The following is a 17,992-nucleotide window of genomic DNA, read 5'->3' on the forward strand; positions in this document are numbered from 1 at the left end:
AAAACCAGAGGAGCGAACAATGCACAGAAGAACATTCATGGCCGTCATGGCGGCGCTGGCCGCGTCTGCCACCATCAAGCCTGCGATGGCCGAAGGCAAGGGCACCGTCTATTACATGGTTCCCACCCTGCTCGACGAATTCCAGACCGGTTCGGTGAGCGCGCTTGAGATGTTCCTCAAGCAGGTCGGCTACGAGATGAAGACGCTGAACGCCGACAACAAGACGGAAGCGCAGCAGTCGCAGATGAACGACACGATCGCACTGAAGCCTGCGGCGATCATCCTCGCCGCCGTCGACTTCAACGCCTTGAAGCCCTCGATCGAGGCGGCCCGCGCCGCCGGCATCCCGGTTGTCGAATTCGACCGCCAGATCACCTCGACGATGTCGGACTTCACCTCGGTGGCCGGCACGGTGGAGATCGGCCACATCGCCGCCGACGAAACCCAGAAGCTTCTCACCGCCAAGAACGGTTCGGTGAAGGGCAAGGTTCTGCAGGTGCTGGGCGACCCTGGCGACCCCTACACCCTCGACATCCAGAAGGGCTTCGAAGAGAAGATGAAGGCGTTCCCGGACGTCACCATCATCTCCAAGCCCGCCATGCAGTGGGAAGCGAGCAACGCCGGCACCATCGTGGCCGACGCCATCGTTGCCAATCCGGACATCGACCTGATCTTCTCGCATGCCGCGCATCTCTCGGTGGCGGCCGTCGCCTCGCTGGAAGCGGCAGGCAAGAAGCCGGGTGACGTGATGATGATGAGCTCGAACGGTGCGCCCGTCGGCCTCGACCTCATCCGCAAGGGCTGGCTCAACGTGGAAGTGGAGCAGCCGCTTTATGCTCAGGCCGCCGCCGTGGCGATGTTCATGGACAAGATCGTGAACAAGCAGGAGATCAAGGCCGGCGAGTATGACGTGCTCGGCCTCAAGTCCACCGTGACGATCGAAGCCTGGGGTCCGAATATCAAGATCCCCGGTGCTGCCATCAACAAGGACAACGTCGACAATCCGAGCTTCTGGGGCAACCTGAAGCCGCCGACGGACACCGTGAAGTCGGTGGAATAACGCCCTCCTCCTCAAAACCTCCGGGCTGCCAAGGCCCGGAGGTTCTCCCCCTTGCAACTCTCATTCGCTACGGAACCAGAGATGACACCGCAGACACGGCGCCGCGTCGAATTCATTCTCGATAATCTCGTCTGGTTCATGCTGATCTTCGTGCTGGCCGTGTTCTCGGCCTTCATCCCAAACTATTTCCAGCCCAGCATCTTCGCCAACATCATCGAGGCCTCGAGCGTGCTCGGCGTGATGTCGATCGGCCTCGCACTCGTCATCCTTGCAGGCCAGATGGACCTTTCGGTTGAATCGGTTGCGGCCCTTGCCGCCATGGGCGTGGGTATTCTCTTCTGCTCCGCCGGCATCGGCATGGGCTTCAAGCTCACGCCGGAATGGCTCGCCGTTCCCGTTTCCCTGCTGGCGGCGCTCGCCGTCGGCGGCATCATCGGCCTCTTCAACGGCTTCCTCATCGTCAAGGTGAAGATGAACGCCTTTATCATCACGCTCGCGGCCTATATCTGGGTGCGCGGCCTTGTGGTCGCCGTCTCTGGCGGGCGGTCGGCGCAGGACCTCGATCCCGCCATCCGCTTCTTCGGCATCCAGCGCTTCCTCGGTCTGCCGCTCACTGCGTGGATCGCCATCCTCTGCTTCGTCGCCTTCTCCTTCATGATGATGAAAACGCCCTTCGGCCGCCACCTCAAGATGATCGGTGGCAATGAAACCGCCACTCACCGCGCCGGCATCCGCGTGAACCGCAACCTGATGATCGCCTTCGTACTTGCTGGCGCAACGGCGGGCCTGGCCGGCTGGCTGCTCACCATCCGCACCTCGGGCGCCACCGCCAATCTCGGCGTGGGCATGCTGTTCAATGCCTTTGCTGCGGTGGTGATCGGCGGCGTCAGCCTCAAGGGCGGCGTGGGTTCGCTGCCCGGCGTCTATGCCGGCGTACTGCTGCTCTCGTCGATCAACACGGCGATCAACCTCATGGGCCTTCCCGCCAACGTGACCCAGGTGATCCACGGTCTGCTTGTGCTTGCCGCCGTGATGCTCGACACCTTCAAGCAAACCATCCGCAGGAGCCTTGCATGAGCGGTCGTCTCGCAAACCGTGTGGCGCTGGTGATCGGCTCGGCCACCGGCATCGGCAAGGGCGTGGCTCTCCGCTTCAGGGAGGAAGGGGCACGGCTCGTGCTCGCCGATGTGGAGGAAAAGGCGGGGCGGGAAACAGCAAAGGAACTGGGCGCGGAATTCATCCGCACCGACATCTCGAAGATGGAAGACGCGCAAAGGGCGGTGACGCTGGCGCAGGAAAAATTCGGCAGGCTCGACATCTTCGTGCAGAACGCCGGCATCTATCCCTGGCAGCTGATCGAGCAGACGTCGCCCGAGGACTGGGACCGGGTGCTGGGCGTGAACCTGCGCGGCGCCTTCAACGCGGCGCGCGCGGCGCTTCCCGTCATGCGGGCGCAGAAGCATGGCCGCATGCTGTACACGTCCTCGATCACCGGGCCACACGTCACCAATCCCGGCCACGGCCACTATGCGGCCAGCAAGGCCGGCATCAACGGTTTCATTCGCGCGGCGGCACTGGAGTTCTCCGGCTATGGCATCACCGTGAACGGTGTGGAGCCCGGCAACATCCTCACCGAAGCAATCCAGATCCACCGCAGCGCCGAGTACGTCGCCAGCATGGAAGCGGCGATTCCGCTCGGACGCCTCGGCACGCCGCGCGATGTGGCCAATGCCTTCCTCTATCTCGCCTCCGATGAGGCCAGCTACGTGACCGGTACCACGATCGTGGTCGATGGCGGGCAGCTCATTCCCGAGAGCGCCGACTTCCGCATCGGGCCGCCTTCAACATGAGCATCTACAAGACCATCGGGGTGACGCCGATCATCAATGCCAAAGGTCCGGCGACGCGGCTCTCGGGCGGGTTGATGCGGCCCGAGGTGGCCGAGGCCATGGTGCAGGCCTCGCAACACTGCGTCGACATGGCGGAGCTTCAGGCGGCAGCCTCTCAACAGATCGCGTGGGCCACGGGAGCGGAGGCGGGCTACGTTGCCTCAGGCGCGTCGGCCTGCCTCCTCCTTGCGGCTGCGGCGTGCATGGCGGGACTTGATCCCGGGCGCATGGCGCGCCTGCCCGACACACGGGGCATGAAAAACGAGGTCATCATGATCCGCAGCCAGCGCAACTTCTATGATCATGCGATCCGCGCGGCAGGGGCGACCATCATCGAGGTGGGCCTGCCCGACCGCTATTCGGGTGCAGGCGTGCGCGATGCCGAGGGCTGGGAGATCGAGGACGCGATCTGCGATCGCACGGCGGCGATCTTCTACGTCGCCGATGCCGCGGCCCAGCCGCCGCTTCCCGTTGTGACGGCGATTGCCAAGCGCCACAAACTGCCCGTCATCGTCGATGCCGCGGCACAACTGCCGCCGCAATTCAACCTCAAGCGTTTCATCGCGGAAGGTGCAGACCTCGTCGCCTTCTCCGGAGGGAAGCTTCTGGGCGGCCCGCAGGCGAGCGGCATTCTCTGTGGCCGCAAGGACCTGATCATGTCGGCGGCGCTGCAGCACCTCGACCTCGACATCTATGAGGACATGTGGGATCCGCCCAAGAGCCTCATCGACAAGAAGAAGCTCAAGGGCACGCCGCAGCACGGCATCGGCCGCAGCTGCAAGGCGGGGAAGGAGGAGATCGTGGGGCTCCTGACCGCGCTCCGCCTTTTCATTGCCGAAGGCGATGCCACGCGTCATGCCCGCTGGATGGCACTGCTGCAGGATGTGGCGCGCGAACTGAAGGACGCGAAGGCTGCCGCCGTCTCCATCGAAGGTGCGGACGACACCCATGGCATTCCCCTCCTCATCGTCCAGTGTGAGGGAAAGCCGGACCGTGCCGCCCGGGTGCTCAAGCAGCTCATCGGGGGCAAGCCCAGCATCCATGCTGACCCCTTCTGGCGCGGGCAGAATCGCGTGGTCATCAATCCCGTCTGCATGGCGGAGGCCGATGCCTCAACCGTGGGCAAGGCCCTGCGCGCGGCTCTCGGCAGGGTTTCCTGAGCTGCGGCGCAAAGACCCTTTCTTTGCAGCAGGCGGGGCGGCTAACCTTTCTCCCATATCTCAACAGGACTACTGATCATGGCCGTCGGCACGAATATCTGGACCTATTTTGAAGGCAAGTGGCATCAGGGCGACATTCCCGTGATGAAGGCCGCCGACCACGGCACCTGGCTTGGCACGCTGGTATTCGACGGGGCGCGCGCCTTTGACGGGCTGATGCCGGACCTCGACCTGCACCTGGCCCGCGCCAACCATTCGGCCACCGTGATGGGCCTGAAGCCGACCAAGACCGTGGCCGAGATGGTGGCCATCACCCACGAGGGCATGCGGCTGCTTGGCAAGGACCGGCCCGTCTATATTCGCCCCATGTACTGGTCGACGGGCGGCGGACAGGGCGTGATCGGCCCCAATCCGGAGACGACGGTGTTCTGTCTCTGCCTCGAGGAACTGCCGCTTGCGCCACCCACCGCGTCACAGACGGTGACGACTACGCAATTCACCCGGCCGACGCTGGCCTCCGCCCTCGTCAATGCCAAGGCGGGCTGCCTCTATCCCAACAATGCACGCATGCTGCGCGAGGCCCACGCCAAGGGCTTCAACAACGTGCTGGTGCTCGATCCCCTCGGCAACGTGGCGGAAACGGCGACCGCGAACGTGTTCATGGTGAAGGACAAGGTGGTGAAGACGCCGGTGCCGAACGGAACCTTCCTCAACGGCATCACCCGCCAGCGCATCATCGGGCTTCTCCGCGGGGACGGCTTCACGGTGGAGGAATGCACCCTCAGCCACGACGACTTCCGCAAGGCGGACGAGGTGTTCATGTCCGGCAACATCTCCAAGGTGACGCCCGTCACGCGCTTCGACGATGTGGAGTATGGCCCCGGCAAGGTTGCCCCGCGGGCGCGTGAGATTTACTGGGACTGGGCCGCCCGCGGCCAGCGCCTCTGAGGAGTTCTGCCATGTCGACCGTCACGCTGATCCAGGATGCCGAGACCAACCCGCGCGTGAAGGCGGTGTTCGATGACATCCGCGCCACCCGCAAGTCCGACTTCATCAACAATTTCTGGCTCTATCTCGCCTTCGATCCACAGCTTCTCGAAGAGACATGGCAGGGTGTCAAATCCGTCATGGCTGTGCCTTCGGCGCTCGACCCGCTGACCAAGGAACTGGTCTACATCGCCGTCTCGGTCACCAACTCGTGCCGCTACTGTGTGCACTCCCACACCGCCGCTGCCCGCGCCAAGGGCATGACGGATGAAATGTATGCAGACCTGCTGCGGGTGATCGCCACCGCCGGCCGCACCAACCAGTTGCTGAATGCCATGCAGGTGCCGGTGGACCCCGTTTTCGACATGGAAAACGGGCGCGAATAGTCGCGAAAACCCGCTGCCCTGCTTGACGGCCCCCGGGGGGTGCGGCAAGTTTCCAAAAGGGTAAAGGGATCGGGCACATAACAATGAGTGGGCTGAGTACGGCGGGCGTCTTGTCGCGGGGTTTCTGGAGTCAGGAACGGATCGTGCTCGGCATCGCCGCCCTGCTCTTCCTCATCTCGGCTGTCACGCTCCCCGGCTTCGCCGATCCTGCCAACCTGATTTCCATCGTGCGCAGCGTTTCGGTTCTGGGCCTGCTTGCCGTGGGCATGGCGATCGTCATCATCGGCCGCGGCATCGACCTTGCCGCCGTCGCCATCATGGCGATGAGCGCTGCCTGGTACCTGCAGATGCTGAACGACGGGTGGAGCGAAGGTGCGGCCTTCGGCATCGCCCTTCTCGCCGTGCTGGCGATCGGCCTCGTGAACGGCTTCCTCGTCGCCTACGCCGATGTGCCGGCGATCTTTGCGACGCTCGCCAGCGGCTCCTTCGTCTTCGGCTATGTGCGCTCGCAGCTCATCACCCAGGATGCCATCGCCATTCCGCCCGGTCATTGGCTCGAGACACTCGGCGGCGTTCGCATCCTCGACATTCCGGCGGAAGTCTTCATCTTCGGCGGCGCCTGCTTCATCGCCTATCTCTTCCTCCGCTACACCAAGTGGGGGCGCTATGTTTACTTCATGGGCGACAACCTGATGGCGGCGCGCAACATCGGCATTCCGGTGCGGCCCATGAACATGCTGCGCTATGTGATCTCCGCGGTGATCGCCTTTGCCGCCGGCCTGCTCACCGCTTCCAGCCTTCACAGCATGAACACCCGCGTCGTCAACTCCACGCTGCTCTACGACATCATCCTGGTGGTGGTGATCGGCGGCATCGGCCTTTCGGGCGGCAAGGGCGGCATGCGCAACGTGATCGGCGGCGCCATCCTGATCGGCATCATGCTCAATGCCATGACCATCATCGACATTCCGAACATTTACCAAAATCTAATCAAGTCTACAGTTTTGCTCATCGCCATCATTGTGGACAGCATCCTCAACCCACGCGATGAACAGACAGCCCAACAGGGCGACATATGACAGGGAGTAACGTCATGAACTGGAAAATGCTGCTGGCCGCTGCGGCCACCGCAACTGCACTGACACACGCGGTTCCCGCCTTTGCGCAGGAAGACAATGGCCCCGCCGCGGGCGGCCCCGCCATCTATGAAGCGGCCCTGAAGGGCAAGCGCGTGGCGCTGGTTCCGATGGCCATGGGCTTCGACCTCGCTCAGGGCTGGGCCGCGATCCTGAAGCGCGAAGTGGAAGGCTTCGGCGGCACTTTCGAAACGCGTGACCCCAACTGGTCCGTGGAAGCAGGCGCGCAGGCCATCACCGAACTCATCTCGTCCAGCACCAAGCCGGACGTGCTTGTCATCATGGCGCCCGACCTCAACTCCTACGTCAAGCTGATGAAGAAGGCGCAGAAGGAAGGGATCTACGTGATCCTCATCGACAACCCGGCCAACTTCAAGGCCGACGCCTATGTGGGCGGCGACTGGAACCGCCTGGGCCAGCTTGAAGCAGAAGCGGTGATCAAGGGCTGCGGCGACAAGTCCTCGAAGAAGATCGGCCTCGTGCAGGGCGACCAAGTGAACGCCACCAGCCTCTACCAGTATGCCGGCATCATGAAGGTGCTGGAGCAGCACAAGGACTTCCAGGTGGTCGCCAAGCCCGACTCCAACTGGGATGCCACGAACTCGCGCAACGTGACCACCACCATGCTGCAGCAGAACCCCGACATCTGTGGCATCATCGACTTCTGGGATGGTGACGCCACGGGTGCGGCCGCCGCCATCCGCGATGCGGGCAAGCAGGACCAGGTCTATCTCGTCACCACCGGTGGCGGCGAAGAGAATGCCACCTGCAAGAACATCCAGGACGGCAATTTCGACGCCGTTGTTTCAACCGAGCTCTACAACGAGAGCGAAGCGATGGTGGCGGTGATCAAGTACCTGCTGCAGAGCGGCCAGCCCCCGGGCACCGCTTCGCCCTATCTCTACACGCTGATGTCCACCGTCACGAAGGACAACCTCACCCCGCGCAGCTGCTGGAGCCTGAAGGCCCTGCAGGACGCGGCGAAGTGATGCCACGTGCGGGGAGCGGATAAACGGTCCTCTCCCCGCATGTTCCTTTTGACCGGCTGACCCCATGACCTTCCGCGAACGGCTTCAGGCCTGGCGTTACAATCTCGTTCCCGATCACATCATCGGCGAGATCCTGACCAAGCGCTGGACCGACAATGCCATTCCCTTCCTCGCCCTGCTGGTGACCATCGGCGTCTTCGGCACGGCCATTCCCGGCTTCTTCGAACCGTTCTCGCTGCTGGAATCGACGCGCCAGCTCGGTGAGTTCCTGATCGTGGTGATCGGCCTCACCGTTGTCATGCTGGCGGGCGGTATCGACCTGGCGGTGGGTTCGATCTTCGCGCTCTCGGCCTTTGCGGCTGTTGCCACGTTCTTCATCTTTGAACTGCCCACCGGCGTGGCGCTGCTCGCCTCCATCGCCACGGGTGCGGCCTTCGGCGCCGTGAACGGCTATCTCATCGGCTACATGCGGCTGCGCGCCTTCCTCACCACGCTGGTGACGCTGGTGATCGGCCGCGCCATCTACGACATCCTCATCGTCAACTACGGCTCGCTGATCCAGCTGTCGTCGGCCTCCTCCGATGTCTGGGACTTCATCGGCGACGGCGATGTCTACGGTTTTTCCGTGCCGGTGATCTCGGCCACGCTGCTGGCGGCCATCGCGCATATCGCGCTCACGCGTTCCCGCCCCGGCTGGCACATTCTCGCCGTCGGCGGCTCGCGCCGCTCTGCCCACAACTCCGGCATCAAGGTGCGGCAGACGGTGTTCATGTCCTACGTGATTTCCGGATTGTGCGCCGGGTTCGCTGGTTTCCTGATTGCCTGCCGCCTGAGCGGCGCCGGCCCCGGCACCGGCCTCAACATGGAAATCCTCGCCATCACCGCAGCGGTGGTCGGCGGCAATTCGCTGGGCGGCGGGCGCGGCTCGGTGGCGAAGTCGATCATGGGCGCCATCATCGTGCTTGTCATGAACAACGGCCTCATCCGCCTGGGCTACGGCACGGGCACGAACCAGATGGTGCTCGGCATCATGCTCGCGGCCGCCGTGATCCTCGACATCCGCTGGCTGAAGAACCGCCACAAGGTGCTGAACGAACTCTATGTGGCACCGATCTATCACCGCATGGGCGAGACCCAATCCGCCGTGCCGGACAGCGGCTCACCCTATGCCCTCAACAACCGCATCGCCCACACGGAATATATCGGCCTTGGCGAACTGGAAGGCCCGGAAGACGTGGTGCTGGACAAGGATGACCACCTCTATTGCGGCACGCGCCATGGCGAGATCGTGCGCTTCTTTGCACCCGACTACGTGCGCTCCGAAATCTTCGCGCACACGGGTGGCTTCCCGCTGGGCCTCGCCATCGACAAGGACAGCAACATCCTTTCCTGCGTCGGCGCCATGGGGCTTTACCAGATCTCGCCCAAGGGCGAGGTGAAGCAGCTCTCCGCCGAGACCAACCGCTCCTACACCTCGATCGTCGATGACGCCCGCCTGCGTGATCCCAATGACCTCGACATTGGCCCTGACGGCAAGATCTACTTCACCGACTCCACCACGCGCTACGAGGCCCACGACTGGGCCATCGACTCGATCGAGGGACGCCCCACCGGCCGCCTGCTGGTCTATGATCCCAAGACGGGCGAGACGAAGACGCTGCTCGACAACTACCGCTATGCCAACGGCGTATGCATGGCGCATGACGGCAAGTCGCTGTTCTTCGCCGAGAGCTGGGCCTGCCGCGTGCACCGCTACTGGATCGAGGGCCCCAAGGCCGGCACCGCCGAATGCGTGATCAAGGACATGCCCGGCTATCCCGACAACATCAACCGCGCCTCCGACGGCAACTACTGGATGGCCTGGCTCGGCATGCGCACGCCGAGCTTCGACCTTGCACTTCGTCATCCCGGTTTCCGCAAGCGCATGAGCCGCCGCCTGCCGCAGGATGAGTGGCTCTTCCCCAACATCAACACGGGCGGCGTCGTGAAGTTCGCAGGCGATGGCCGCATCATCGAAACCATGGGCGACCTCACCGGCAACAGTCATCCGATGGTCACCTCCATGCGCGAGCACAAGGGCTATCTCTATGTGGGCGGCATCCTCAACAACAGGATCGGCCGCTACAAGCTGGAGAATGCCGATCCGAACTGGACCGGCCCGCGCTCCTATTGGGGAGCCGCCACATGAGCCTGCTTGATCCCCTGCTCGATCTCTTCCGCGGCAAGGCCGTCACCATTCCGCCGATGGACGGGGCGCTGCGCCCCAACACGATGCTGGATGAGGCTGAAGTTGTCGTTGCCGCCATCGAACCCGACAATCTGGCGGTGCTGAAGGGCAAGCTCATCTATTCGAGCGGCCATGAGGTGCGGCAGGTATCGCCCCACAAGGTGCTGGCCACGTTGCCTTCGCCCGTGACGGCGCTGGCAGTGAGCAGTGACGATGTGCTGGCGCTTGGTCTTGAAGACGGCACGCTGAAGATCGGCGAGAAGACCGTGGCAGGCTTCAACTGCATTACGGCGCTCACTTTCCATGAGGGTGCGCTCTATGTCTGCAACGGGTCGGCGGACTTTGCGCCGTCGCAGTGGACGAGTGACCTCATGCACCGCAACCGATCCGGCTCCGTGTGGCGCGTCGATCCGGCCACGGGAAGCCGCACGCAACTCGCTTCCGGCCTCAACTATGCCTATGGCATCACCGTGGATACGCGGAACCAGCGTCTCGTGGTGAGCGAGAGCTGGGCCCACCGCCTTGTGGCCGTTCCGCTGTCCGGTGGCCGGCCGGCGGAGGTTCTGTCACGGCTGCCGGCCTATCCTGCGCGCCTTACGGCGACGCACACGGGCTATCTCCTCGCGCTCTTCGCGCCGCTCAATCGCTTGGTCGAGTTCGTGCTGCAGGAACCGCAATACCGCGCCGACATGATGCGCGAGATCGACAGCCGCTTCTGGATTGCGCCCACGCTCTCGCCCGCCCACAGCTTCCTTGAGCCGCTGCAGAACGGCGGCGTGCGCAGCATGGGCGTGCACAAGCCGTGGTCGCCTTCACGGTCCTATGGTCTGGTGGCTTCACTCGATCATGATTTCCAGCCGGAAACCAGCTTTCACAGCCGCGCCAACGGCCGCTTCCATGGCGTGACATCCGCGATCCTGTTCGATGGCCGGGTGGTGGCCGCGTCGAAAGGCGGCAACCACATCATCGGCATCGCAACGGGAGGTGCCGCATGAGCCTCCAGCCCGTCATCGAGATGCGCAACGTCACCAAGGCCTATCGCGGTGTGCCGGCGGTGAAGAACGTGAACTTTTCGCTGCTGAAGGGTGAAATCCACGCCCTGCTCGGCGAGAATGGCGCGGGCAAGTCCACCCTCACCAAGATCATGGCAGGCGTGGTAGAGGCCAGCGAAGGCGAGATGCTGCACAATGGCACAGCCGTGCGCTTCGCCTCGCCCTTCGAGGCGCTGCAGAACGGCATCGCCATGGTGTTCCAGGAGACCAGCCTCGTTCCCTCCATGACGGTGGCGCAGAACATCTACCTCGGTGAGGAGAAATTCCTGAACCGCCTCCGCGGCATCTACATCGCCGCACAGCAGTTTCTGCAATCCCTCAACTTCACGGTAGACCCCACGGCAACCGTCGCCACCCTCGGTGCTGCCAAACGGCAGATGGTGGAGATTGCGCGCGCCGTTCACCACAAGGCCGACGTCATCATCTTCGATGAACCCACGGCGACGCTCACGCCCGAGGAGAAGCGCCACTTCTTCGCGCTGATGAAACGGCTGAAGTCGTCGGGCGTTTCCATCATCTTCATCACCCATGCCCTCGAGGAGGCCCTCGCCCATGCGGACCGCATCAGCATCCTGCGGGATGGCGAACTGGTGGAGAGCGGCTCCTCGGCTGACTTCGACCGCGACAAGGTGGTGCGCGCCATGGTGGGCCGCAGCCTGACGGGTGAGATCTACAACCGCAGGCGCACCGCAGCGGACCTGCGCAGGCCCGGGCGGCAGATCCTCTCGGTGCGCGATGTTTCCATGGGCAACATGGTGCGCAACAACTCCTTCTCGATCTTCGAGAAGCAGATCACCGGCATCTTCGGCCTTGTGGGCTCGGGGCGCACGGAAACGTTCAAGATCATCTCCGGCATCTACAAGCGCGACTTCCTGAGGGGCGGCGAGGTGGTATTTGACGGCAAGCCCGTGCGCTACAACGTGCCCGTTCACGCCGTGCAGGACGGCATCATCTACGTGACCGAGGACCGCAAGCTCGAAGGCTTCTTCGAAACCATGTCGATTGCCGAGAACTTCTATTCGGGCGCGCTGGCCGCAGGCCTCACCAAGGCAAAGTTCGTGAGCTATACCGAGATGCAGGAGATCTCGGCGCAGTGGTCGAAGCGGCTGGACGTGAAGGCGATCAACGACAACGCCCGCGTGGTTGAGCTTTCGGGCGGCAACCAACAGAAGGTGGTGATCGGCAAGGGTCTGGCGCAGAAGCCGAAGCTGGTGATCTTCGACGAGCCGACGCGCGGCGTTGATGTGGGCGCCATCGCGGAAATCCACCGCTTCATCAACGAGCTTGCCGACCAGGGCCTCGCCGTCGTGGTGATTTCATCCTATCTGCCGGAGATCATGAACCTGTCGGACCGCATTCTGGTGTGCCGCCAAGGCCGCGTGGTGGAAGAGATTTCACCGGCAGAGGCGACGGAAGAGAAAATTATGTTTGCCGCGGTGCATTAGCGCCGCCTGAGGAGAGTGAGCGCCATGGCGCAAGTGATCACAAGGCGCGATGCGCCCTATGTGAAGGGTGAGACGGCCCTTCTCTTTGTCGACATCCAGGAAATCTTCTGCCGTCCCGGGCTTGACCCCGCGCATCCGGAGTACACGGCCGACCATTACTACTTCAAGCGCCTGCGCGAGACTGCCATTCCCAACCAGGAAAAGCTGCTGCATGCAGCGCGGGCCGCGGGCGTACCGGTGCTGCACACCATCATTGAGGCACTGACGAAGGATGGCCGGGACATTTCGCTCGATCACCGCCTCTCGAACATCTTCGTGCCCAAGGGCCTGCCGGAGGGCCAGCCAATCCGCGAATTGACACCCATCGAGAACGAGATCGTGCTGCCGAAGTCCTCCTCCGGTGTGTTCAATTCGACAGCGATCGACTACGTGCTGAAGAACATGAACATCCGCTATCTGGTGATCGCCGGCGTCGTCACCGACCAGTGTGTCGACATGGCGGTGCGCGATGCCTCCGACCGCGGCTACATGGTGAGCGTTGCGGCGGATGCCTGCGCCACCTACAGCCAGGAACGGCATGATGCGGCACTCCGCGCCTTCGGCGGCTATGGCTGGATCACCGACACCGCCACCATCGTGACGCGCTTCAAGGACCTGGCGTGATGCCGAAGGCTCCCTCCCCCACTGCGCCCGCGCCCCTCACCGCGCTCACGATCATGGACTATGCCGGCATTGCCCGCGGCCGTTCCGTGACGCGCGCCTCGTTCGACGCCTCGAAGGGCGCCAAGACCTGCGGCTGGGTTCCGGCCAACATGTCGCTCACCAGCTACGACATCATCGCCGATCCCAATCCGTGGGGCAGCGCCGGTGATCTCCGTCTCATCGCCGACCGTGCGGCGCGCTACACCTGCTGGCCGGCGGGTGCCGCTACACCACTCGACCTCGTGATGAGCGACATCGTCGAGACCGATGGATCACCGTGGGTCTGCTGCCCGCGCAGCCTGCTGAAGCGCGCGCTGGCGGAATTCAAAAAGGAGACGGGAACGGAATTCATCGCCTCTTTCGAACAGGAATTCCAGGTGCTGGGCGCGAACTGGCCGCCGGCCCCTTCCTTCGCCGTTTCGGCGCTGCGCCGCGCCGATCCCTTCGGGCCCGATATCGTTGCGGCTCTGACGAAGGCAGGGATCGAGCCCGAAGTGTTTGTCGCGGAATATGGCCGCGACCAGTTCGAGATCACCACGCCGCCGGCGAACGGCCTTGTGGCCGCCGACCGCGCGCTCGTGATCCGCGAAGTCATCCGCGAGATCGCCATGCGGCGGGGCTGGCGGGCGAGCTTCTCGCCCAAGACGGCCGTCAATGGCGTGGGGAACGGCGTCCACATCCACTTCAGCTTCGCTGGCGCGAACGGCAAGCCCGCTGCCTTCGATGCCAAGGGGCCGGGCCGCATGTCGAAGCTGGCAGGTGCCTTCGCGGCGGGCGTGCTCAAGCACCTGCCCGCCCTCATCGCCTTCACCGCATCGTCTCCCATTTCGGGCCTGCGCCTGAAGCCGCACAACTGGAGCTCCAGCTACACCTGGCTGGGTGAGCGCGACCGGGAGTCGTCGCTCCGCATCTGCCCCACGGTCTCGATCGGCGGCAAGGACCCGGCCAAACAATACAACATCGAGTTCCGTGCTGCGGATGCAACCGCTTCGCCCCATCTTTCTCTGGCGGTGCTGATCCTTGCAGGCCTCGAAGGCATTCGCGCCAAGCTTCCCGCACCACCGATCTTCTCCGGCGATCCGGAAGCGCTCTCTGCCGAGGAGCGCAGCAAGCTCGGCCTCGTGCGCCTGCCGGACACGCTGGAAGCAGCACTCGATTGCCTTGCGGCAGACAAGACGGTGAGCGGCTGGTTTGCACCGGTGACGCTCGAAACCTACATCGGCATGAAGCGCATGGAGCTGAAGCTCAGCGACGGGCAATCGCCCGATGAACTGTGCCAGCGCTACGCGACCATCTACTGACCATGGCAGAACCTGCAGCCTTTGAAATCGTGAATGCAGAGGGCACCGCGCCCTATGTGCTGACCTGCGAACATGCGTCGAACTACATTCCGGCGTCATATGAATGCCTTGGCCTGCCCGAGTCCGAGCTTCAGCGGCACATCGCCTATGATATCGGCGCGGCGGGCATCTCGCGCCTGCTTTCGAAGGCGCTCGATGCACCGCTCGTTCTCTCCGGATATTCGCGCCTGCTGGTGGACTGCAACCGCCCGCGTCATTCGCCCACTCTCATGCCGGTGGTGAGCGAGACGACCGAGATTCCCGGCAACCGCAATCTCTCGCGGAACGAAATCGATGCGCGGCTGAACGCCTATTACTGGCCCTTCCAGAATGCCGTCTCTGCTGTGCTCGATCAGAGGAAGGCGCGCGGACAGGCCACGATCCTGCTCGCCATGCACAGCTTCACACCGGTGTTCAAAGGCTTCGTGCGGCCATGGCATGCCGGGCTTCTGTTCCGGAAGTCCGAGCGGCTAGGCGAACTGCTGGTACAGCGCCTCAATGCGCCGCACCGCCTTGTGGAAGCAAACCAGCCCTATCAGATCAGCGATGATGGCGATTACACCATCCCCGTGCACGGAGAAGCCCGCGGGATCGAAGCGGTGCTCTTCGAAGTGCGGCAGGACCTCATCGCCTCGCCCGAGGGCCAGAAGGCCTGGGCCTCGCTCATCGCGCAGGCGCTCGACTGAACTAGCGGGTCAGGCGGATGCTGGAAGCCGAGACCTGGCTTCCGATCGCATCGAAGGCTGCCATCAGTTCCTTTGCATTCGTCGATGAATAGAAGTGCGAGACATCCGAACCGCAGGACTTGAGCGTGGCCGAGGCCAGCGACTTGTCCTTGGCGGGAAGCTCATCCAGACCGAATCCGATGGTGTAGACCTCGATCCCCTTCTTCTTCATCTCCGTGCACATTGTGATGGCAGCGTTCGAGAGGTCGGAGGCGCTCTGGTCCTTCCAGCCGCGATAGGTGTTGTAGACACCGTCGGTCATGAGGATGGCGATCTTGCGCAGCTTGGCCGCACCCGTGCTGTTCTTCTCCTTGAGGAGCGAATAGGCCTTGGGCGCACTGGCGCTGCCCCAGACGCCCTTCCAGTTCGGCGAGAGCATGTACCACGAGAATGCGGTGCCGAGCACGCCGCCCGTGGAGCCGAAGGCCTCGAGCCCATCGATCTTCTTTTTCAGCACCGTCTTGTCGTTGCTGAGGGCGAGGATTCGGTTTCCGTTGGCCACATCGGCGCAGCCACCGTTGCTGTCGTAGTTCCACGTGGTGGTGGGATCGCTTGCCGTTGCGCCAAGGCCCGAGGTGGCCTTGGTCGTTGAGCTATCAACATAGTTCGGGCTGCGCGAGCCATCGTGGGCGTTGAGGTACTGCCCCTTGCCCGGCGCATCGTCGGTATAATCGAACTTCCAGCCGGTGTTGTAGAAGCGGTCGGTCACGCAGGGCATGATCTTGAGGTTCTTCACCTGCTGCACCTCGGTCTTGGTGCAGGTCCAGCTTCCGCCGCCTTCACTGCCGCCGCTGCCGCTGCCGCTCACGCAATAGTTGACGAAGCCCGAATAGGTGGCGGGAAGGCCGGTCATGGCGGCCATGGCCGAGGCGCCACCGCCATCCGGCCCGACGCGCACACGGGTGGAGAACGGTACGATGGCGATGCGCGACGTGTATTTCGACTGGTCATCCCAGACAACCGTATCGATCAGCTTCTTTGCTGCGTCCTTGAGCGCGGTGATCTTTGTTCCGGACGTACACGGACCATTGCCGTCGTTGCACATGGAGCCTGTCACATCGAGCATCAGCGAGATCTCGAGATCGCCACCCGGATTGCCGGCGGTGTAATCAGCCTCGACGGTTTCCGACGCGGCGGAACTGAAGACCTGGATTTCATCGATGCCGACAACCCGCAAAAGGCTGGTGGAGACCGCGGCGTCACCCGTGGCGCTGAGCCCGGTCTTGGTCTTGTTGAGGGCGAATTTCACGGTGTTGCGGGCCAGAGGCACTTTGCCGTCAATGGCCTTGGCGTAGGAATTGCTCGCCGCCTTCAGGGCCGCGGCCTCATCTCCCTTGGTTTCGGCGAGGCGCTGCGTGCCGGTGAGAACTGCGGCATCGAGTGCCGTACCCACCTGGACGCGGGCATCGCTCCAGCGGGCATAGTCGACCGCCCCACCCGCTGCAGCCATGAGGGGAATGACCGACAGGGCCAGAGTCACGGATGTGCTGCCGCTGGCGTTGCGGAGGAAGGACGTCACGGTTTTGAACACGACTGTTGCCTCTCGGTTCAAGCTCAGGATGCCATGTCATGACATGGCGCCCATAAGCGTGCTCTTTCCAGATTGCCTCAATTTGTAAGCATCTGCGGGCAACCTGCCCTTTGCCTGCACGTTCTCAACCAGGGTGAGAGAAAGAAGCCCGTGAAACCTGGGTTTTCGCCATCTGGCAATACTTCCCGACATCTGTGGTTGTGATTAGCGGTCTCTTGCAGGCCAAAAGGGCTGCCGGAGTCCAGCCCAGCGTAAGTAACAGTGATCAATATCAGGGCATGTCAGATGTTCAGATCACACGCGAGCGGCGGGCTCACCCCCGTTACGCGGTTCGCAAGAACGGACTGTTTGTCGACAAGATTTCGGGCAACAGCCTCTATTGCGAAATCGTTGACATGAGTGCCTCCGGCGCCAGGGTCAAGCTGGCCAACTCCTTTGTCCTGTCCGACAGGGCGGAGCTGGTGGTGCTGAGTGAAGCTGTCTGCTATGACGCGCGCGTGGTGTGGCGGGAAGGGAACTTCCTTGGTCTCAGCCTCGAGAACGGCCCGCGCCAGGTAACGCCCGCCTACAAGTAAGGCCAGCTTTGGCGAAAGACCTGCACAAGGTCACTGCGGTCAAAGGGCGGCATGACCGCCATCTTTCATGACATCCAAGAACCCGGGAAGCACGAGACCACGGTGCTCTCGACCAACGGCGAAGGACGGATGCATGCGACGCGCCTGAGGCCGGCGGTGCTTGTGCTTCAGTCTCCCGACCGCCCGCGGAGATTCGGACTCTTCCTGCCCGGCGGCAGAAACGCTTGCGCAAAGTGCACAGCTGACGCGTTGCCGCGCAGCCGCACCACGCGATAGCGGCAGGAACAATCAAACATCACTGCCTGCTCGGGCGTGTTTTGCCTTCAGCGCCAACACCTGTTCCTGCAGGCGCTTCAGGCGCGCCGCGAGGGCCGCGACCTCCGGTTCACCGGTCGTCGGATCACCGGTCGTGGACGCAGTGCTCTGCACGACCTTTTCGCAATGTCCGATCGAGATCTGCATATGGTCGAGGAGATGCATGATCCGGTCCGCAATGGTCCTGTCCGTCAAGCCTGTCACCTTCATCGCAGGTTGAATTCATGCCCCCGTGACGATGCAGTTACGCTCAACTTCGGGTCATTGCATTGATCGAGACCAAACAATCGGAACGTTCAGTACGCAGACAACGGCAACTTTCAATTGCTGGATTCACGGGCGGCTGTATCCCGCTGTCATCTTGTCATTCAGCAAATGGAAGCTCCGGAAGCAACGCGCAGCACGCGTCCTTGGGACAGATTGCTCACAGCGAAAATGAATATTTATTTAGGTTCTTCAAGCACTTTTCTGCA

17 protein-coding genes are annotated in these 17,992 nt (G+C 63.0%); 15 read left to right on the forward strand and 2 right to left on the reverse strand.

The genetic code is table 11. From position 1 onward, the window contains the following. The first annotated feature begins 19 nt into the window (after nt 1-19). The 14 genes from QM801_RS12455 to QM801_RS12520 all read left to right on the forward strand — a co-directional run bounded on the left by QM801_RS12455 (nt 20) and on the right by QM801_RS12520 (nt 15,059). Complete coding sequence (locus QM801_RS12455; protein ID WP_415019533.1) at nt 20-1,060, forward strand: sugar ABC transporter substrate-binding protein; 1,041 nt, start codon at nt 20-22, stop codon at nt 1,058-1,060. An 81-nt stretch (nt 1,061-1,141) separates the two neighbouring features. Then, a complete protein-coding gene (locus tag QM801_RS12460) occupies nt 1,142-2,137 on the forward strand; it encodes an ABC transporter permease (protein ID WP_415019534.1) in 996 nt (331 codons plus the stop codon). Further along, entirely contained in the window at nt 2,134-2,910 is a 777-nt protein-coding gene (locus QM801_RS12465) for an SDR family NAD(P)-dependent oxidoreductase (protein WP_415019535.1), read from the forward strand. The genes QM801_RS12460 and QM801_RS12465 overlap by 4 nt, the downstream gene beginning before the upstream one ends. Continuing rightward, nucleotides 2,907-4,109, forward strand: coding sequence for a DegT/DnrJ/EryC1/StrS family aminotransferase (locus tag QM801_RS12470; protein ID WP_415019536.1), 1,203 nt, complete (start codon nt 2,907-2,909; stop codon nt 4,107-4,109). The genes QM801_RS12465 and QM801_RS12470 overlap by 4 nt, the downstream gene beginning before the upstream one ends. A 78-nt stretch (nt 4,110-4,187) precedes the next feature. Next, complete coding sequence (locus tag QM801_RS12475) at nt 4,188-5,057, forward strand: branched-chain amino acid aminotransferase (protein WP_415019537.1); 870 nt, start codon at nt 4,188-4,190, stop codon at nt 5,055-5,057. 11 nt (nt 5,058-5,068) lie between these two features. Next, nucleotides 5,069-5,482 (forward strand): carboxymuconolactone decarboxylase family protein, encoded by a 414-nt coding sequence (locus QM801_RS12480; RefSeq protein ID WP_415019538.1) that lies wholly within the window; start codon nt 5,069-5,071, stop codon nt 5,480-5,482. A gap of 83 nt (nt 5,483-5,565) precedes the next feature. Beyond that, a complete protein-coding gene (locus tag QM801_RS12485; protein ID WP_415019539.1) occupies nt 5,566-6,561 on the forward strand; it encodes an ABC transporter permease in 996 nt (331 codons plus the stop codon). A gap of 14 nt (nt 6,562-6,575) precedes the next feature. Further along, nucleotides 6,576-7,607 carry a sugar ABC transporter substrate-binding protein gene (locus tag QM801_RS12490; RefSeq protein ID WP_415019540.1) on the forward strand — a complete coding sequence of 344 codons (1,032 nt, stop codon included), beginning with the start codon at nt 6,576-6,578 and terminating at the stop codon, nt 7,605-7,607. A 64-nt stretch (nt 7,608-7,671) separates the two neighbouring features. After that, nucleotides 7,672-9,795 carry an ABC transporter permease gene (locus QM801_RS12495; protein WP_415019541.1) on the forward strand — a complete coding sequence of 708 codons (2,124 nt, stop codon included), beginning with the start codon at nt 7,672-7,674 and terminating at the stop codon, nt 9,793-9,795. After that, the gene (locus QM801_RS12500; protein ID WP_415019542.1) at nt 9,792-10,829 is read left to right on the forward strand and encodes a hypothetical protein; all 1,038 of its coding nucleotides are present in this window, start codon (nt 9,792-9,794) and stop codon (nt 10,827-10,829) included. Before QM801_RS12495 ends, QM801_RS12500 begins: the two co-directional genes overlap by 4 nt. Beyond that, on the forward strand, nt 10,826-12,331 hold the full coding sequence (locus QM801_RS12505; RefSeq protein ID WP_415019543.1) for a sugar ABC transporter ATP-binding protein: 1,506 nt from the start codon (nt 10,826-10,828) through the stop codon (nt 12,329-12,331). The genes QM801_RS12500 and QM801_RS12505 overlap by 4 nt, the downstream gene beginning before the upstream one ends. A 24-nt stretch (nt 12,332-12,355) precedes the next feature. Beyond that, the gene (locus QM801_RS12510; protein ID WP_415019544.1) at nt 12,356-12,994 is read left to right on the forward strand and encodes a cysteine hydrolase family protein; all 639 of its coding nucleotides are present in this window, start codon (nt 12,356-12,358) and stop codon (nt 12,992-12,994) included. Then, a complete protein-coding gene (locus tag QM801_RS12515; RefSeq protein ID WP_415019545.1) occupies nt 12,994-14,334 on the forward strand; it encodes a glutamine synthetase in 1,341 nt (446 codons plus the stop codon). The genes QM801_RS12510 and QM801_RS12515 overlap by 1 nt, the downstream gene beginning before the upstream one ends. 2 nt (nt 14,335-14,336) lie before the next feature. Next, the gene (locus QM801_RS12520) at nt 14,337-15,059 is read left to right on the forward strand and encodes an N-formylglutamate amidohydrolase (RefSeq protein ID WP_415019546.1); all 723 of its coding nucleotides are present in this window, start codon (nt 14,337-14,339) and stop codon (nt 15,057-15,059) included. A gap of 1 nt (nt 15,060) precedes the next feature. On the opposite strand, the gene QM801_RS12525 is transcribed toward QM801_RS12520, so the two are convergent. Beyond that, nucleotides 15,061-16,629, reverse strand: coding sequence for a pilus assembly protein TadG-related protein (locus tag QM801_RS12525; RefSeq protein WP_415019547.1), 1,569 nt, complete (start codon nt 16,627-16,629; stop codon nt 15,061-15,063). A 278-nt stretch (nt 16,630-16,907) separates the two neighbouring features. On the opposite strand from QM801_RS12525, the gene QM801_RS12530 reads away from it, so the two are divergent. After that, a complete protein-coding gene (locus QM801_RS12530; protein ID WP_415019548.1) occupies nt 16,908-17,204 on the forward strand; it encodes a PilZ domain-containing protein in 297 nt (98 codons plus the stop codon). A gap of 288 nt (nt 17,205-17,492) precedes the next feature. On the opposite strand, the gene QM801_RS12535 is transcribed toward QM801_RS12530, so the two are convergent. Then, nucleotides 17,493-17,714, reverse strand: coding sequence for a hypothetical protein (locus QM801_RS12535; protein ID WP_415019549.1), 222 nt, complete (start codon nt 17,712-17,714; stop codon nt 17,493-17,495). Nucleotides 17,715-17,992: the final 278 nt, after the last annotated feature.

Origin of the sequence: Aestuariivirga sp., from assembly GCF_047600585.1 — a bacterium.
Classification (GTDB): Bacteria; Pseudomonadota; Alphaproteobacteria; order Rhizobiales; family Aestuariivirgaceae; genus Aestuariivirga.

Coding starts and splice junctions, on each gene's coding strand:
- QM801_RS12455 (WP_415019533.1), top strand. CDS start 20: ATGCACAGAAGAACATTCATGGCCGTCATGGCGGCGCTGGCCGCGTCT.
- QM801_RS12460 (WP_415019534.1), top strand. CDS start 1,142: ATGACACCGCAGACACGGCGCCGCGTCGAATTCATTCTCGATAATCTC.
- QM801_RS12465 (WP_415019535.1), top strand. CDS start 2,134: ATGAGCGGTCGTCTCGCAAACCGTGTGGCGCTGGTGATCGGCTCGGCC.
- QM801_RS12470 (WP_415019536.1), top strand. CDS start 2,907: ATGAGCATCTACAAGACCATCGGGGTGACGCCGATCATCAATGCCAAA.
- QM801_RS12475 (WP_415019537.1), top strand. CDS start 4,188: ATGGCCGTCGGCACGAATATCTGGACCTATTTTGAAGGCAAGTGGCAT.
- QM801_RS12480 (WP_415019538.1), top strand. CDS start 5,069: ATGTCGACCGTCACGCTGATCCAGGATGCCGAGACCAACCCGCGCGTG.
- QM801_RS12485 (WP_415019539.1), top strand. CDS start 5,566: ATGAGTGGGCTGAGTACGGCGGGCGTCTTGTCGCGGGGTTTCTGGAGT.
- QM801_RS12490 (WP_415019540.1), top strand. CDS start 6,576: ATGAACTGGAAAATGCTGCTGGCCGCTGCGGCCACCGCAACTGCACTG.
- QM801_RS12495 (WP_415019541.1), top strand. CDS start 7,672: ATGACCTTCCGCGAACGGCTTCAGGCCTGGCGTTACAATCTCGTTCCC.
- QM801_RS12500 (WP_415019542.1), top strand. CDS start 9,792: ATGAGCCTGCTTGATCCCCTGCTCGATCTCTTCCGCGGCAAGGCCGTC.
- QM801_RS12505 (WP_415019543.1), top strand. CDS start 10,826: ATGAGCCTCCAGCCCGTCATCGAGATGCGCAACGTCACCAAGGCCTAT.
- QM801_RS12510 (WP_415019544.1), top strand. CDS start 12,356: ATGGCGCAAGTGATCACAAGGCGCGATGCGCCCTATGTGAAGGGTGAG.
- QM801_RS12515 (WP_415019545.1), top strand. CDS start 12,994: ATGCCGAAGGCTCCCTCCCCCACTGCGCCCGCGCCCCTCACCGCGCTC.
- QM801_RS12520 (WP_415019546.1), top strand. CDS start 14,337: ATGGCAGAACCTGCAGCCTTTGAAATCGTGAATGCAGAGGGCACCGCG.
- QM801_RS12530 (WP_415019548.1), top strand. CDS start 16,908: ATGTCAGATGTTCAGATCACACGCGAGCGGCGGGCTCACCCCCGTTAC.